Annotated in this window: 15 protein-coding genes; 1 reads left to right on the top strand and 14 read right to left on the bottom strand. The window is 68.4% G+C overall.

Translation table 11 applies throughout. The features are described from left to right. Position 1 precedes the first annotated feature (1 nt). The 3 genes from scpB to AWC31_RS36340 are packed head-to-tail and all read right to left on the bottom strand — an operon-like array spanning position 2 to position 2,516. Positions 2-748, bottom strand: coding sequence for an SMC-Scp complex subunit ScpB (scpB, locus tag AWC31_RS36350; protein ID WP_085150704.1), 747 nt, complete (start codon positions 746-748; stop codon positions 2-4). An 8-nt stretch (positions 749-756) separates the two neighbouring features. After that, entirely contained in the window at positions 757-1,578 is an 822-nt protein-coding gene (locus AWC31_RS36345) for a segregation/condensation protein A (RefSeq protein WP_110775455.1), read from the bottom strand. A gap of 32 nt (positions 1,579-1,610) precedes the next feature. Further along, the gene (locus tag AWC31_RS36340; RefSeq protein WP_165766116.1) at positions 1,611-2,516 is read right to left on the bottom strand and encodes a ParA family protein; all 906 of its coding nucleotides are present in this window, start codon (positions 2,514-2,516) and stop codon (positions 1,611-1,613) included. Between the two features lie 95 nt (positions 2,517-2,611). On the opposite strand from AWC31_RS36340, the gene AWC31_RS36335 reads away from it, so the two are divergent. Next, positions 2,612-3,364: an O-methyltransferase gene (locus tag AWC31_RS36335; protein ID WP_085150802.1), complete on the top strand. Its 753-nt coding sequence runs from the start codon at positions 2,612-2,614 to the stop codon at positions 3,362-3,364. An 18-nt stretch (positions 3,365-3,382) separates the two neighbouring features. On the opposite strand, the gene xerD is transcribed toward AWC31_RS36335, so the two are convergent. The 11 genes from xerD to AWC31_RS36285 all read right to left on the bottom strand — a co-directional run bounded on the left by xerD (position 3,383) and on the right by AWC31_RS36285 (position 14,675). Further along, positions 3,383-4,339 (bottom strand): site-specific tyrosine recombinase XerD, encoded by a 957-nt coding sequence (gene xerD / locus AWC31_RS36330; protein ID WP_085150700.1) that lies wholly within the window; start codon positions 4,337-4,339, stop codon positions 3,383-3,385. Next, positions 4,336-4,956, bottom strand: a complete 621-nt coding sequence (locus tag AWC31_RS36325) for an NUDIX domain-containing protein (RefSeq protein ID WP_085150698.1) — start codon at positions 4,954-4,956, stop codon at positions 4,336-4,338. Before AWC31_RS36325 ends, xerD begins: the two co-directional genes overlap by 4 nt. Next, a complete protein-coding gene (locus tag AWC31_RS36320; protein WP_067859290.1) occupies positions 4,949-6,715 on the bottom strand; it encodes a CTP synthase in 1,767 nt (588 codons plus the stop codon). The genes AWC31_RS36325 and AWC31_RS36320 overlap by 8 nt, the downstream gene beginning before the upstream one ends. 117 nt (positions 6,716-6,832) lie before the next feature. Continuing rightward, entirely contained in the window at positions 6,833-7,774 is a 942-nt protein-coding gene (locus tag AWC31_RS36315; RefSeq protein ID WP_067859250.1) for a copper transporter, read from the bottom strand. 15 nt (positions 7,775-7,789) lie between these two features. Continuing rightward, a complete protein-coding gene (gene steA / locus AWC31_RS36310; RefSeq protein ID WP_067859253.1) occupies positions 7,790-8,974 on the bottom strand; it encodes a putative cytokinetic ring protein SteA in 1,185 nt (394 codons plus the stop codon). A 102-nt stretch (positions 8,975-9,076) separates the two neighbouring features. Further along, a complete protein-coding gene (gene recN / locus AWC31_RS36305; RefSeq protein WP_085150696.1) occupies positions 9,077-10,840 on the bottom strand; it encodes a DNA repair protein RecN in 1,764 nt (587 codons plus the stop codon). A 6-nt stretch (positions 10,841-10,846) separates the two neighbouring features. Further along, complete coding sequence (locus AWC31_RS36300) at positions 10,847-11,770, bottom strand: NAD kinase (RefSeq protein ID WP_067859260.1); 924 nt, start codon at positions 11,768-11,770, stop codon at positions 10,847-10,849. Next, positions 11,767-12,576, bottom strand: coding sequence for a TlyA family RNA methyltransferase (locus tag AWC31_RS36295; protein ID WP_085150694.1), 810 nt, complete (start codon positions 12,574-12,576; stop codon positions 11,767-11,769). Before AWC31_RS36295 ends, AWC31_RS36300 begins: the two co-directional genes overlap by 4 nt. 6 nt (positions 12,577-12,582) lie before the next feature. Next, complete coding sequence (locus AWC31_RS37035; RefSeq protein WP_110775447.1) at positions 12,583-12,759, bottom strand: hypothetical protein; 177 nt, start codon at positions 12,757-12,759, stop codon at positions 12,583-12,585. A 28-nt stretch (positions 12,760-12,787) separates the two neighbouring features. Further along, the gene (locus AWC31_RS36290) at positions 12,788-13,804 is read right to left on the bottom strand and encodes an HAD-IIA family hydrolase (RefSeq protein ID WP_085150692.1); all 1,017 of its coding nucleotides are present in this window, start codon (positions 13,802-13,804) and stop codon (positions 12,788-12,790) included. Between the two features lies 1 nt (position 13,805). Beyond that, the gene (locus AWC31_RS36285; RefSeq protein WP_084357044.1) at positions 13,806-14,675 is read right to left on the bottom strand and encodes a tetratricopeptide repeat protein; all 870 of its coding nucleotides are present in this window, start codon (positions 14,673-14,675) and stop codon (positions 13,806-13,808) included. Positions 14,676-14,878: the final 203 nt, after the last annotated feature.

Raw genomic sequence — 14,878 nt, 5'->3', positions numbered from 1 at the left:
GTCAGTCCTTGTCCACATCGAAGGCGGCCGGCTGGTCGCCCGAAGGCGTCCCGCCGTTGAGTTTCGCGAAACGCGGTTCGTCTCCGAGGTTTTCGCTCAGGTCGTCGATCACGTCGACGTCGGGCAGCAGCGGCGCGATGTCGGGCAGGTCGGTCAGCGAGGAGAGGCCCAACCGTTCCAGGAACAGTTCCGTCGTCGCGAAAGTCGTCGCCCCCGAATCGGAATCGGTGCCGGCCTCGGTGATGAGGCCGCGGGCCAGCAGCGTCCGCATCACCGCGTCGACGTTGACACCACGCACCGCGCTCACGCGGGCGCGGGTCACCGGCTGCCGGTAGGCCACCACCGCGAGGGTTTCCAACGCCGCGCGGGTCAGCTTGGTCCTCGCGCCGTCGAGCAGCAGCCGTTCCACGTACGGCGCGTACCGCGCGCGGGTGTACATCCGCCAGCCACCACCGGCCTCGCGCAGGTCGATGCCGCTGTCGCGGGCGGCCAGCTCGTCGGCCATGAGCCGCAGTTTGGCCGCGATGCGATAGGCCGGCTGTTCGGTGGCCGAGGCCAGCGCATCGACGGTCACCGGGGTGTCGACCACCAGCAGCAGTGCCTCCAGCACCGCGCCGAGCTCGCCGTCGTCCAGTTCCGGGACGAGGGCGACGTCGACGCCCAGATCCTCACCGAGGTCGACGGGCGGCAGCTGAGCATCCATCCCGGTGCCGGGCTCGGCACCGGGATCGGAGGTCTCGTCAGTCATCGTTCTCGCTATTCTTCCGCGTCGGCGGTTGCCAGGTGTTCGCTGGTCGGTCGATCCCCGGTCCACGAAACCTGGAGCACACCAAGCGGTTCTGATTGTTCGAATGCTACCGCCCTGGCCCGGAACAGCTCGAGCAGCGCCAGGAAACGGCCCACGATCTCGATGCCGGCCGTGCAGTCGGCCACCAGTTCGGTGAAGGTCGCCCACTGCCCGACCCCACGCTGTTCCAGCAGGCCAAGCAGCCGCTCGGCCTGCTCGGGCACCGACACCTTGGGCGCGTGAATGTGATCGGTGCCGACCGTCGGCACCGGGCGCGGGGTGAACGCCGCCGCGGCGATTGTGGCGAACTTCTCCGCATCGACGCCGAGCATGACCTCCGGGAGCAGGTCGGAGTAGCGGTCCTCCAACGACACCGCGCGCGGATAGCTGCGCAGCGCCGCCGCCTCGAGTTCGGCGAACATCTCGGCGACGTGCTTGAACGCGCGGTACTGCAGGAGCCGGGCGAACAGCAGATCCCGCACCTCGAGCAGGGCCAGGTCTTCCTCGTCCTGCACCTCGCCGGCCGGCAGCAGTCGTGCGGCCTTGAGGTCGAGCAGCGTGGCCGCGATCACCAGGAACGCCGTGGTCTCGTCGAGTTCCAGCTGCGCGCCGATCTGCTTGGTGTATGCGATGAAATCGTCGGTCACCTGGTGCAACGCCACCTCGGTGACATCGAGCCGGTGCGCGAAGATCAGCTGCAGCAGAAGGTCGAACGGACCCTCGAAGTTGGTCAGCCGAACCTGGAAGCGGTTCTGCTGACTGCCGCCGGATGCGTCATCCGATGCCGCCACGGTCTGCGCGGCATCGGTACCCGCGACGTCGTTCACACGCCGAACCGGTAGATGACTTCCCGCGCGAGCGACCGGTAGGCGATGGCGCCACCGGACTTGGGCGCCCAGGTGGTGATCGGCTCGCCGGCGACGCTGGTCTCCGGGAACCGCACGGTCCGGGTGATGACGGTGTCGAATACGAGGTCGCCGAACCGCTCCACCACGCGGGCCATGACCTCGCGCGCGTTCACCGTGCGCGGGTCGTAGCGGGTGACCAGGATGCCGCTGATGGACAGTTTGGGGTTGAGCCGGTCGTGCACCTTGTCCACGGTGTCGGTGAGCAGCGCCAGGCCGCGAAGCGAGAAGTACTCGCATTCGGTCGGGATGATGACGCCGTCCGCGCACGCCAGACCGTTGACGGTCAGTAGGCCCAGCGACGGCTGGCAGTCGATCAGCACGTAGTCGTAGCGGTCGAGGACGGGATAGAGCGCCCGCGCCAGAGACTGCTCGCGGCCGACCTCATTGACCAGCTGGATCTCGGCGGCCGACAGGTCGATGTTGCTGGGAACCAGGTCCATGCCGCTGACCCGGGTCTTGATCAGCACGTCGTCGATCGACACCCGCGGCTCGACGAGCAGGTTGTGTACGGTCTGGGCGAGCTCGTAGTGCGGCACCCCGAGGCCCGCCGACAGGGCGCCCTGCGGATCGAGGTCGACGAGCAGGACCCGCCGGCCGTACTCGGCGAGGCTCGCGCCCAGGTTGATGGTCGAGGTGGTCTTGCCGACCCCGCCCTTCTGGTTGCACATCGCGATGACCTTGGCCGGGCCGTGCGTCGATCGGGGTTGCGGCTCGGGAATGTCGCGCGGGGGGCGCCCGGTCAGGCCCAGTTCGGTCCCACTGTGCTCGAACAGACCATCGTGTCCGTGGTCGTCAGTCAACGCGACCACCACTGGCGTCATATCGCGAAGACTTGGCGAACATCCGGGCAAGTTTAACGTCGTCACGCTGCCAGGACGGGCAGACCCGCGGGCAATCGAGCCATATGGTGAAGGTCATGAGTCTCAAGCAGCGGCTGCCGCTGTTGCGGTGGTCGTTCATCCGCATGGGGATCGGCGCCTGGCACTTCGCCAAGACCGGGCAGTGGGGCGACGGTCGCGAGGCTGCCGCCGCGGACTACGTCGTGGCCAATGCCCGGCAGGGCGATCTCGACGATGTCCTCGCCACGATCGACAAGTTCGCCTACGAGAAGTCTTTTCTCATCAACGTCGGCGACGAGAAGGGCGCATTACTCGACGCCGCCGTCCGCCGAGCAGAAACGCAGTTGGCGCTGGAACTCGGCACGTACTGCGGCTACGGCGCCATGCGCATCGCCCGCGCCGCACCGGCCGCCCGGGTGTTCTCCGTCGAGTTCTCCCCCGCCAACGCCGAGATCGCCCGCCGCATCTGGGCGCATGCCGGCGTCGCCGACCGGGTCACGTGCGTCGTCGGCACCATCGGCGATGGCGGGAAAACGCTCGACGCTCTCACGCAGAGCGGGTTCGCCCCGGGCGGGCTGGATTTGGTGTTCCTCGACCACGACAAGAACGCCTACCTGCCCGACCTGCACAGCATCCTGGACCGCGGCTGGCTGCACGCGGGTTCGATCGTCGTCGCCGACAACGTCAAGCTGCCCGGCGCGCCGAACTACCTCGCGTACATGCGCGAGCACCAAGGCACGGTGTGGAACACCACGGAGCACAAGACGCACGCCGAATACCAGACGCTGCTGCCCGATCTGGTACTGGAGTCGGAGTACCTGGGCGGCTGACAGATCGCTCAGGATCTTCTAGCGTGCGCGCGGATGCGCCCCGGCCCACACTTCGCGCAGCGTGTGCACGGTGACCATGGTGTAGATCTGCGTCGTGGTCACCGACGCGTGCCCGAGAAGCTCCTGCACGACGCGCACATCGGCGCCGCCGTCGAGCAGGTGGGTGGCAAAGGAGTGCCGCAGGGTGTGCGGTGACACGGCCGACGCGATGCCGGCCCGTTCCGCGGCGTCCTGCAGCACCTGCCATGCGCTCTGCCGCGACAGCCGACCGCCGCGGGCGTTGAGGAAGATCGCCGGGGTACCGCGACCGCGTCGGGCCAGATCCGGCCGTCCGCGCACCAGGTAGGCGTCGAGCGCGCTGACCGCCGGGCGGCCGATCGGCACCAGCCGCTGCTTGCCGCCCTTGCCGTGCAGCAGCACCGAGCGGGCGTGCGTGTCGATGTCGTCGACGTCGAGCCCGACTGCTTCCGAGATACGGGCGCCGGTGGAGTACAGCAGCTCGAGCAGCGCGCGATTGCGCAGGGTCAACGGCCCGTCGGCCTCGCTGTCGCCGCCTGCGGCTTCCAGTAACGCCAGCACCTCGTCGAGGGTCAGGCTCTTGGGTAGCCGGCGGCTCGGGGTCGGTGGTTTGACCGCACGGGCGACGTCGACGTCGGTGAGCCCCTCGGCCGCGGCGAACCGGTGCAGGCCGCGTACCGCGACGACGGCCCTGGCCGCCGAAACCGCCGACAGCGCAACCACACCCGCCTCGGGGTCACCGCGGCGCAGCGCCACCAGGAAATCGCTGACATCGGTCTCGGCGACCTTGGCCAGATCGTCGATGCCGCGCTGCGTCAGGTGTTCGGCATACCGGCGCAGGTCGCGACGGTAGGAGCTCAGCGTGTTGGCCGCCACCCCCCGCTCGATCGTGAGGTGATCGAGGTAGCCCTGGATCTGGTCGTCCAGGGCCGTGCGGAGCGGCGACGATGTCGTCACTGCAGGCCTTTGCGCCGCCAGAACGCTGTCGGGCGGTCCACCCACGGTGCGTCCACGGGCCGCAACGACTCCGCATCGCTCATCGCGTGCGCAGCCAGAATGCCCGCCACCGCAATCGAATTCACGATCTCACCGGTGAACACCCGCGACACCGCCTCGGCCAGCGGAACCCGCTCGATCACCATGTCGGCTTCTTCGTCGTGCGCCTCGGGCCGTCCGATGTCGGTCAGCCCGGTCGCCAGGAAGATCCGCACGCTCTCGTCGGAGAATCCGGGCGCCGAGATGATGTCGACGAGAACGCGCCAGTTCGCGGCGGCCAGGCCGACTTCCTCCTTGAGTTCGCGCGCCGCGGTCACCTCGGGAGGCTCGCCGCCCAGGTCCAGCAGACCGGCGGGAAGCTCCCACAACCGGCGGCCCAGCGGGTGCCGGTATTGGTACACCAGCACCACATTGCCGTCGTCGTCCAGCGCGACGACGGCGACCGCGCCGTAGTGTTCGACGACCTCACGCCGTGCCGTGCCACCGCCCGGCATACTGACCTCATCCGCGCGCAGCGCGAAAATCTTTCCGACGTATACGGTTTCGCTTGCCAGCGTCTCGAAGTCGTGTTCAGCCACGGACGTCGGATTTCTCCAGGGATCCGTCCAGGGCGTCATCTGACTGCTCGACGCCGTTGGAGAACTGCTCGGGCAGATCCATACCCGGCAACCGCTCCTCGGCCTTGTAGCTCAGCGCCGCGCCGATGAACGACGCGAACAACGGATGCGGCCGGGTGGGCCGGCTCTTGAGTTCGGGGTGGGCCTGCGTGCCGACCAGGAACGGATGCACCTCGGGCGCGTATTCGACGAACTCCACCAGATGCCCGTCGGGCGAGGTGCCGGAGAACCGCAGCCCGCTTTCGGCGATCCGGTCCCGATAGGCGTTGTTGACCTCGTAGCGGTGCCGGTGCCGTTCGGACACCTCGGTGGACTGGTACGCCTCGGCCACAATGGAATTCGGGGTCAGCACGGCCGGGTAGGCACCGAGCCGCATGGTGCCACCGAGGTCTGCCTCGCCTGCCACGGCATCGCGCTGGTCGGCCATGGTGGAGATCACCGGGTCGGTGGTCTTCGGATCGAACTCGGCCGAGTTCGCCCCGGTGATGCCGACCGACCGCGCGGCCTCGATGACGATGCACTGCAGGCCCAGGCACAGCCCGAGCACCGGAAGCCCGCGCTTGCGCGCGAACGAGATGGCGCCGATCTTGCCCTCGATGCCGCGGATGCCGAACCCGCCGGGGATCAGCACGCCGTGTACGTCGGCGAGCGCTGCGGATGCCCCGTTGTCGGTCTCGCAGTCATCGGAGGCCACCCACCGCATCTCCACCTTGGCGCGGTGCTTGAATCCGCCCGCGCGCAGCGCCTCGGCAACCGACAGGTACGCATCGGACAGGTCGATGTACTTGCCCACCAGGGCAATTCGCACGGTCTCCTGCGGTTCGTGGACGCGGCGCAGCAGATCGTCCCACTCGGTCCAGTCGACGTCGCGGAACGGCAGGTTGAGCCGGCGCACCACGTACGCGTCGAGTTCCTCGCGGTGCAGCACCTTGGGGATGTCATAGATCGAGGGCGCATCCGGCGTCGAGATCACGCCGTCGACGTCGACGTCGCACATGAGCGCGATCTTGTTCTTGAGCGGCTCGGGCACGTCGCGGTCGCAGCGCAGGATCAGCGCATCCGGTGTGATGCCGATGCTGCGCAGCGCGGCCACCGAGTGCTGGGTCGGTTTGGTCTTGAGCTCACCGGACGGCGCGAGGTACGGCACCAGCGATACGTGCAGGAAGAAACAGTTGTCGCGGCCGACCTCGTGGCGCACCTGGCGGGCGGCCTCCAGGAACGGCAGGGATTCGATGTCGCCGACCGTGCCGCCGACTTCGGTGATCACGACGTCGGGCCGGTTACCGGACGCGTCGGGTTCGGCCATCGCCAGGATGCGGCTCTTGATCTCGTCGGTGATGTGCGGGATCACCTGGACGGTGTCGCCCAGGTACTCGCCGCGGCGTTCCTTGGCGATCACCGACGAGTACACCTGGCCGGTCGTCACATTGGCCGAGCCCGACAGGTTGCGGTCCAGGAAGCGTTCGTAGTGGCCGACGTCGAGGTCGGTTTCGGCACCGTCCTCGGTGACGAACACCTCGCCGTGCTGGAACGGGTTCATGGTGCCCGGGTCGACGTTGAGATACGGGTCGAGCTTCTGCATGGTCACCTGCAGGCCCCGCGCGGTCAGCAACTGACCGAGGCTGGACGCGGTCAGACCCTTACCGAGTGACGAAACCACACCACCAGTGACGAAGAGATGTTTGGTGGCGGTTTGCGGGTGCTTGCGTAACGCGGGCAAAAGCATCCTCCGTGACGACGGGCAGGGAATCGCTGAAACTAGCTGTGGCCTGCCAACCCACGGAATCTCACCTTAACACTGACACGGACGAGCCGTCGCTGACGCGCCGGTTAGGTGCTATTGCGGGACGGTTACGGATGCGGCGCCCGGTCCGGTGCCGTACTGCCCTGGCCGCCCGCCGGCGGCGAGGTCGCCGAGCGCCAGCACCGCTGTGATCTGACCGGCGCTGGAATCCACGTCGTCGACGGTGCTGACCGCCGCCGTGAGTGCGGCATCCGACCTGGTCACCGCCACGGCGCCGGTGCCGGAAGCCGCGCCCTGCCTGCCGACCAGGACGGTGCCGGAGCCGTGCGGGGCGAGGCCGGACGCGAACCGGGCCACGGTCGCGCCACGGTTGCCCGCGTCGTCGCCGAGCCCGCCGCCGGTCACGATGAGCGCGGTGTTGGCCGCACCGATGTGCTGATCGTCATATGTCAGGAAGCCGGTGTCGCGCAGTGCGGTGAGCACCGTCTCGCGCTGGGTGTCGTCCACCGGGGCCGTGGCGGGGTTCTTGTCGATGAGCAGCGCGATGCCCAACAGGTCGCCTGCTTGCGAGCCCTGGTCCACCGCGGCGGTGTTGAGCTGTTTGCCGGCCGGCACGATCGGCGAGTTGACCACCGAGAGCAACTTGTCCGCCGAGTTGGCTTCCACGAACTCCGGGGTCAGCGACACCGTGCCGGTGACGGTGCCGCCGGCCTGGCCGATGAAGCGTGCCATCGCGTCGACGTCGCCGTCGGCGGCATCGGGCGTCCGGAACACCACCACCGACTTGTCCTTCAACGCGTCACGCACGATGCGCGGCGCCATCTGCGCATCGAATTCGCTTGCCGCGTTGAGTCTTTCGTTCAACGCGTTCTTGTCGTCGGTGAGCGTGTCGATCTGGTGCTGCAGCTGTTTCTTGTCGTCACGCAGTCCCGACAGCACGGTGTTGGACAGCAGGCCCGACCCCAGCGCCACCCCGATCGCGAGTGCGAGGAACACCGCCGCCAACGAAATTGCATGTGCGCGTAGCGTTATCACGGCTCACCTGCCCATTCAGCTGACGAGGCCCTGCACCCACAGCGTGAAACGGTTCCAGTACTCGGCAACCCAGTCGAGCACCGCGGCATCGGCGCGCGACACCCACAGCGCGACGATGACGGCCACCAGCATGGCCAGCACCAGCAGGGCGATCGCGCCGCCGGACACCCGGCTGCGGTACAGCGTGGCCACGGCCTTGGCGTCGACGAGCTTCTCCCCCACCTTCAACCGGGTCAGGAACGTCGACGGGTTGCTGCGCTGCCGCGACCGGTCGAAGAACTCCTCGATGTTTGCGGTGTGCCCGGCGGTGACGATCAACGCCGCACCGTGGTGATCGCACAACAGCAGCGCCAGGTCCGCGGCCGAGCCGGCGGCGGGGAATGTCATCGCGCCGACACCGAGATCCTGGATGCGCTCGAGCCCGGCGGCATGCCCGTCGGCGTCGGCGGGCAGGATCACCTGGGCTCCGCTGCGCAGCACCTCGACGCTCATCTTGTCCGGGTCGCCGACGATGAGCGCCGGCCGATATCCCGCCTTGCGGAGCACGTCGGCGCCGACGCCGACCCCGACCAGAACGGGCTGGTACTCCTTGATGAACGGTTTGAGGGCCTTGAGGTCGTCGGCGGCATTGGGCTCCTCGGCGACGATCACGACATGCCGACGACGCAGGTCGACGTCGATGTTGGGGATGCCGATGCCGTCGATCAGCAAGGGGCTCTCGCTGCGGATGAATTCGATGGTGTTGCCCGCGAACGCCTCGAGGTGGGCCACCAGGCCGCTCTTGGCCTCATGCATGAGCTCGTGGATCTCTTGGTCGTTGCGCTCGACGCCGTGGGCGATCCGGCGGTCACCGGAGTAGACGCCGCCGTTGTGCAGACGCACGCGGGCACCGTCCTTGACCTTCTTGAAGACCTCCGGACCGGCCTCGTCGATGAGCGTGACCCCGTTGGCGACGAGCACCTCGGGCCCCAGATTGGGGTACCGCCCGGAGATCGACGGGGACGCGTTGACCACGCCGGCCACGTTCGCCTCGACCAGCGCGTCCGCGGTGATCCGGTCCAGGTCTTGGGCATCGAGAACGACGATGTCGCCGGGGCCGACGCGTCGCAGCAGTCGATCGATGTCGCGGTCCACGCGGGCAGTGCCCGTGACACCCGGGCGTGAGGTGGCATTGCGAGTGAGCAGCGCTGACATCTTCATGCGCCGATTCTGTCGAGAAACCCTCAAGTGGAGGTGGAGGCGCGCCGTAACTCCAGCCTCACAAGTTGGCTTTCGTCACACCAGTAACAGCCCTACCTGCGGTCAGTCGCCGTTGCGCTCCTGCTGCGCGGCGTCCAGTAGTTCCCTGGCGTGTGCTCGGCCACTGTCGGATTCGCCGAGCCCGGCCAGCATGCGCGCGAGCTCGGCGACCCGGTCGTCGTCGTCGATGCGACGCACACCGCTGGACTTGCTGCGCCCGTTGCCGCTGTCGACCACGAGATGGACGTCGGCGTAGGCCGCCACCTGTGGCAGGTGCGTGACGACGATGACCTGATGCGTGCGGGCGAGCCGGGCGAGCCGACGGCCGATCTGCACCGCGGCGCGCCCGCCGACTCCCGCGTCGACTTCGTCGAACACCATCGTGGTGCCCTCGGCCGACGCCGCGAGCACCACTTCGAGCGCGAGCATCACGCGCGACAGCTCACCGCCGGACGCGCTCTTGGTCAGCGGCAGCACGTCGGCGCCGCGGTGGGCGGTGAAACCGAACTCCACCGCGTCGACCCCGTCGTGCCCGGCGTGGACGACGCTGCCGTCGGTCAGCTTCACCGGAGCCGAATCATCGGCACGCGCGGGCAGCGGTGCGACCGTGATGCTGAAGATCGCGTTGGCCATCGCCAGGCCGGCCAGCTCAGCCGTCACGGCTTTCGCCAGCCCCTTGGCCGCCTTGCTGCGGGCTTTGGTGAGCTCGCCGGCCGCGGCCACGAGCTGCATTTCCAGCTCACCCACCTGACGCTCGAGTTCGCTCAGGGTCTCCTCTGAGACGTCGAGCGCGGCCAACCGCTCGGCGGCCTCGCGTGACCAGGCGAGCACTCCGTCGATGTCGGCGGCGTACTTGCGGGTCAGTGTGCGCAGCTCAGCCTGCCTGGCCAGCTTGGTTTCCAGAGTGCTGGCGTCGCTTGGTAATTCGGCCAGATAGTCGCCGAGTTCGGCGGTCACATCGGTGATCACCGCCGCCGCTTCGGCCAGACGCACGCCAAGGGCGCGCAGCGCGGCATCGTCGGTGCCTTCCAGCGCCGCCTTCGCCTGCCCCACCCCGTCGGCCGCCGAGACGGAATCCGGTGACGGATCGTCGAGATCACCCGACAACGCGGTGCGCGCGGTCTGCGCGGCCTCGCGCAGCGCGTCGAGTTCCGAGAGCCGCCGGATATCGGCGACGATGGCCTCGTCCTCGCCGGGCTGGGGTGCCACGGTGTCGATCTCGTTGATACCGAAGCTGAGCCGGTCGGCTTCCTGTGCCAGCTCACGGGCGCGCAGCCTGCGGTCGGCCAGATCCCGACGGGCCACCAGCCACTGCTCACGGATCTTGCGGTAGCGGGCCAGGGGCTTGTCGACGTCGGCGAACCGGTCGAGCGCTGCCCGCTGCTCGTCGGGTTTCATGAGGCGCAGCTGATCGTTCTGCCCGTGCAGCGTGAGCACCTCGGCGGTGAAACTGCTCAGCGACTTGGCAGGCACGCTGCGCCCGCCGAGGTAGGCGCGCGACGGCCCGGCCCGGCTGACCGAGCGTGCGGCGATGACGCTGCCGTCGTCGTCGCGCTCGGCCCCGGACGAATCGAGGATCTCCTCGACGCGTCTCGCCACGTCGGCGCCCAATTCCGTTGTGCTGAACCGGCCTTCCACCACGGCCCGGTCAGCACCGGAGCGAACCCGCGTCGCGTCGGCACGAGCGCCACCGAGCAGGTGCAGGCCGGTGACGACCATCGTCTTACCGGTGCCGGTCTCGCCGGTCAGCACAGTCAGGCCGCGGTCGAACTCCGCGGTTGCGGCGCTGATCGCGCCGAGAGACTCAATTCGGATTTCGGCGAGCACGTGTGGCTACTGCCCCCGCCATCCGGTGACCGGCAACCGGAATTTGCGCACCAGTCGATCCGTGAACGGTGCGCTGTCGATGCGCACCCATTTCAGCGGGGTGCCGCAGCGCGTCACCTCCAACCGGCCGCCCGCGGGCACGACCATCTCGCGCCGACCGTCGCAGAACACGAGAGCGTCGTTGCCCCTGGCCTCGATCTCGATCGCGATCGACGCCTCCGGGCTGGTCACCATCGGACGCGCGAACAATGCGTGAGCGTTGTTGGGCACCACCAGGATTGCCTCCAGATCCGGCCACAGCACCGGCCCGCCCGCCGAGAACGCGTACGCCGTCGATCCCGTCGGCGTCGAGACCAGCACACCGTCGCAGCCGAACGCCGAGACCGGTCGCCCGTCGACCTCGACCACCACACCGAGCACGCCGAGGCGTGGGCCCTTCTCGAGGCTGGCCTCGTTGAGCGCCCACCCCTGGTTGACCACCTCGGTGCCAACCCGGACGACCACGTCGAGGGTCATGCGCTCCTCGATGCGGTAGTCGCGGTTGATGACATGCTCGAGGACCCGGTCGATGGCCTCCGCCTCGGCCTCGGCGAGGAATCCGATGCGGCCCAGGTTGACACCGAGCACCGGGATCTCCACATTGCGGGCGAGTTCCGCCGCGCGCAGGAAGGTTCCGTCGCCGCCGAGCACCAGCACGAGTTCACAGCCCTCGGCCGCCCGTTCGTCGGCGTCGACCACCTCGATCTCGACCCCGAGCGCGCGCATATCGTCGGGCGCCAGGTGCAGTGGCCCGCGGTCGACAGCCTCGGCGGACAGTACGCGCAGCGCAATGTCGTTGTCGCCGAGGACTTTCTCTACGCGGCGCGCGACCTCGGTGGCTTCTTCCCGGCCGGTGTGGACCACCAGCAGGATCATGCGTTCAGCCGTCATTGCGGCCCCTCCTCGACCGCCCGGCGCACTGCCCGCTCGAGCGATTCGCCGTGCAGCGGCGCATCCGTCTCGCGGCGCAGGTGCAGGAAGTACTCAACATTGCCCGATGGCCCCGGAAGTGGGCTGGCCGTCACATCGACAGCATGCCATTGCAGTTCGGCGGCCTTGCGGGCGACCGTGCACACCGCGTCGATCCGCAGTTCCGGGTCGGACACCACCCCGCCGGCGCCCACGCGGTCCTTACCGACCTCGAACTGGGGCTTCACCATGGGAACGATATCGGCGTCGGCGGCCGCGCAGGCGGTCAGCGCGGGCAACACCGTGGCCAGGGAGATGAACGACAGGTCCGCCACGATCAGGTGCACCGGCCCGCCGATGGCATCGGCCGTCAATTCCCGGACGTTGGTGCGCTCCTGCACGACCACGCGGGCATCCGAACGCAATGACCACGCGAGCTGCCCGTAGCCGACGTCGACCGCGACCACCTCGGCCGCCCCGCGATCCAGGAGCACTTCGGTGAAGCCGCCGGTGGATGCGCCGGCATCCAAACAGCGGCGTCCTTCGACGCTCAACGCGAACGCGTCGAGCGCGCCGATGAGCTTGTGCGCCCCGCGCGACACCCAACTGCGTTCGTCGCTGTGGGTGACGACGATGTTCGCGTCGACGGCGATGGCCGTCGCGGGCTTCGCCGCGGGCATCCCGTCGATGCGGACGCGTCCGGCGCCGATCAATTCCGCCGCCTGCTGACGCGACCGGGCCAGCCCACGTCTCACCAGCTCGGCATCAACACGAGCGCGCCGCGCCACCAGTGCTCACCCTTTGTCGACCGACTCGAGCGCGTGCACGAGCACCTCGTGTGCCTGCTCAAGCCGGGACACCATCAAATCGATGTCGCCATCGCCGAGTTGGTATCCGTCCGCGGACGTATCGGGCAGGTCGGCGAGTACCTCGGCGACCTCTGCCCGGAGTTGGTCAGGATCGGTAGTCATAGCGGTATTCACGCTAGCCGATCGTGCGCTAGTCGACTGGCACCGACAGCAACGACCACTGTTGTAGCGCGCGGCGCGCGGTGTCGTCGCCGGCGAGTACCGCGAAGTCCTGGTGGTCGACATCGGCGGCCCACACGGCGTGCGCGGTCGCCCGGAGCACCGACAACGAGTCCGTCGCCTCGGCACCGGTGGCGTACACCGTGACGTCTGAGCCGTCGAGAACGACCCGCCACGCGGGCTGGGGGCCGACTTTCAGGCTCTCCGCCGGCGCGTGCAGACCACGCAGGTCCGGCGCGATGTAGTCAGGACGTTCGGCGACCACCGCATGCAGCGCCTCGGCAGCGGTGCTGACACCGCTGAGCACCATGAGGCTCGGCAGACCCGCGGCGTTCGCGCCGGCGATGTCGGTGTCGAGGCGATCGCCGACCACAAGCGGGGTGTCGAATGTTCCGCGGGCCAGCGCATCGTTCATCAGGGTCGGCTGCGGCTTCCCGGCCACCTGCGGCTCCTGTGCAGTCGCTGCTTTCAGCGCCGCAACCATCGATCCGTTGCCCGGCAGCAGGCCGCGCTCGTTCGGCAGCGTGAGATCGACGTTCGCGGCGACCCACAGGGCTCCGGCCCTGATCGCCAGCGCCGCTTCGGCAAGTTCGGGCCAGCCGGTTTGCGGCGAGTGGCCCTGCACCACGGCCACCGGTTCTTCCTCGAACTGCCGAACCGGCCGCAGCCCGACGTTGCTCACCTCATCGGCGAGCGCGTCGGTGCCGACGACGAGAACTTTTGCGCCCGCCGGCAATTGAGCGGCCAACAGCCGCGCAGCGCTCTGGGCACTGGTGACGACGTCATCGGCGTCGGCCCGGAAACCCATCTCCTTGAGATGCTCGGCGACCTGACCGGGAGCGCGCGACGCATTGTTGGTGACGTACAACACCCGTGCGTCGACATCGGCCAGGCTGTCGAGTGCTCCGGAGACCGGCTCATGGCCGCGAAACACCGTACCGTCGAGATCGAGCAGCAGGCAATCATGTTGCCGTGCAAGCGTCGTCACGTCAGGACAGCTCCGTGATCCGGTCTTCGGCGTCCGTCACGCCCTCGACGTCGGCAGCCGCCGCGTTGATGAACCACTGCAGCGCCTCGTCGGCCCGATCGAGCGCCAAGAGAGTGTCGGCGTAGGCGTAGAACAGCCGCGCAGCGGTTTGACCGGTGCTGCTCGGATCGAGCTGCGGGGTCGACAGAATGGACAGCGCCTGCTCGAACTGGCCCAGATCGGAACGCGCGCCGGCGGCCACGATGCGCAGCTCGTCGGCGTCGTCGCCGGTGAGTGCGGCGGCTTCCGCACTGCGTGCGAGCTCGATGGCGCGTTCCGGACGGCCGACACCGCGTTCGCAGTCGGCGATCATCGCGAGCAGAGGCGATTTGCTGCCCATCCTGCGGGCTGCGCGCAGCTCGGCGAGGGCCTGCGCCCAGTCGCCACAGTGGTAGGCCGCGATTCCGACGGCTTCCCGGACGGCAGCGAGCCGGCCCGCCCGACTACGCGCCGCACGGGCATGGGCAAGCGCGGTCTCGGGGTCTTCGTCGAGAAGGTTGCCTGCGGCCACGAGGTGCCGGGCGACGTAGTCGGCAGTCGATTTGTCCAGGGTGATCAGTTCACGCCGGATCTCGGGTGCCAATTGCTTGGCTTCGACGTCGGCAGGGAGCCGCGGCACGGCATTCTGGTCCTGCTCGTCGCTTCCCTCGGGTTGTGCCGGGCGGGCCCGACCGGGTCCAGATGATCGCGGGGCCGACGACCGCTGGTCGCGCCTGCGGTGATCGTGCGGACCGCTGCGCTGGCCCCCACCGGACGTCCGGTTGTTGGATGCACGGTTGCTGGAAGCTCGCCGTGGGCGACGTTCACCGCCGCCTTGACTGTCTCCGACCACGTGTGCCTTTCTACCCGCCCCTTCCCGCAAAGGATACTTGCCGGGGGTGAGCTCGGCATAATCGTCTATTCGAATTTCAGTTGGAAAAAGAGAATCGCCCCCCACATTTCTGTGGGGGGCGATTCTTAATTTGTGTTCGGCGGTGTCCTACTTTTCCACCCGTGTGGGTAGTATCATCGGCGCTGGCAGGCTTAGCTTCCGGG

It is taken from the genome of Mycolicibacterium wolinskyi (assembly GCF_002101965.1).
In the GTDB taxonomy this organism is placed as follows: domain Bacteria; phylum Actinomycetota; class Actinomycetes; order Mycobacteriales; family Mycobacteriaceae; genus Mycobacterium; species Mycobacterium wolinskyi.
Note: the sequence above shows the minus strand (reverse complement) of the source record. Positions and strands in the feature narration are given on the sequence as shown.

Excerpts from the sequence above, each read along its gene's own strand:
- AWC31_RS37035 (WP_110775447.1), bottom strand. The coding sequence starts at position 12,759 with ATGACTACCGATCCTGACCAACTCCGGGCAGAGGTCGCCGAGGTACTC.
- scpB (WP_085150704.1), bottom strand. The coding sequence starts at position 748 with ATGACTGACGAGACCTCCGATCCCGGTGCCGAGCCCGGCACCGGGATG.
- AWC31_RS36335 (WP_085150802.1), top strand. The coding sequence starts at position 2,612 with ATGAGTCTCAAGCAGCGGCTGCCGCTGTTGCGGTGGTCGTTCATCCGC.
- AWC31_RS36300 (WP_067859260.1), bottom strand. The coding sequence starts at position 11,770 with ATGACGGCTGAACGCATGATCCTGCTGGTGGTCCACACCGGCCGGGAA.
- AWC31_RS36340 (WP_165766116.1), bottom strand. The coding sequence starts at position 2,516 with ATGACGCCAGTGGTGGTCGCGTTGACTGACGACCACGGACACGATGGT.
- steA (WP_067859253.1), bottom strand. The coding sequence starts at position 8,974 with ATGAAGATGTCAGCGCTGCTCACTCGCAATGCCACCTCACGCCCGGGT.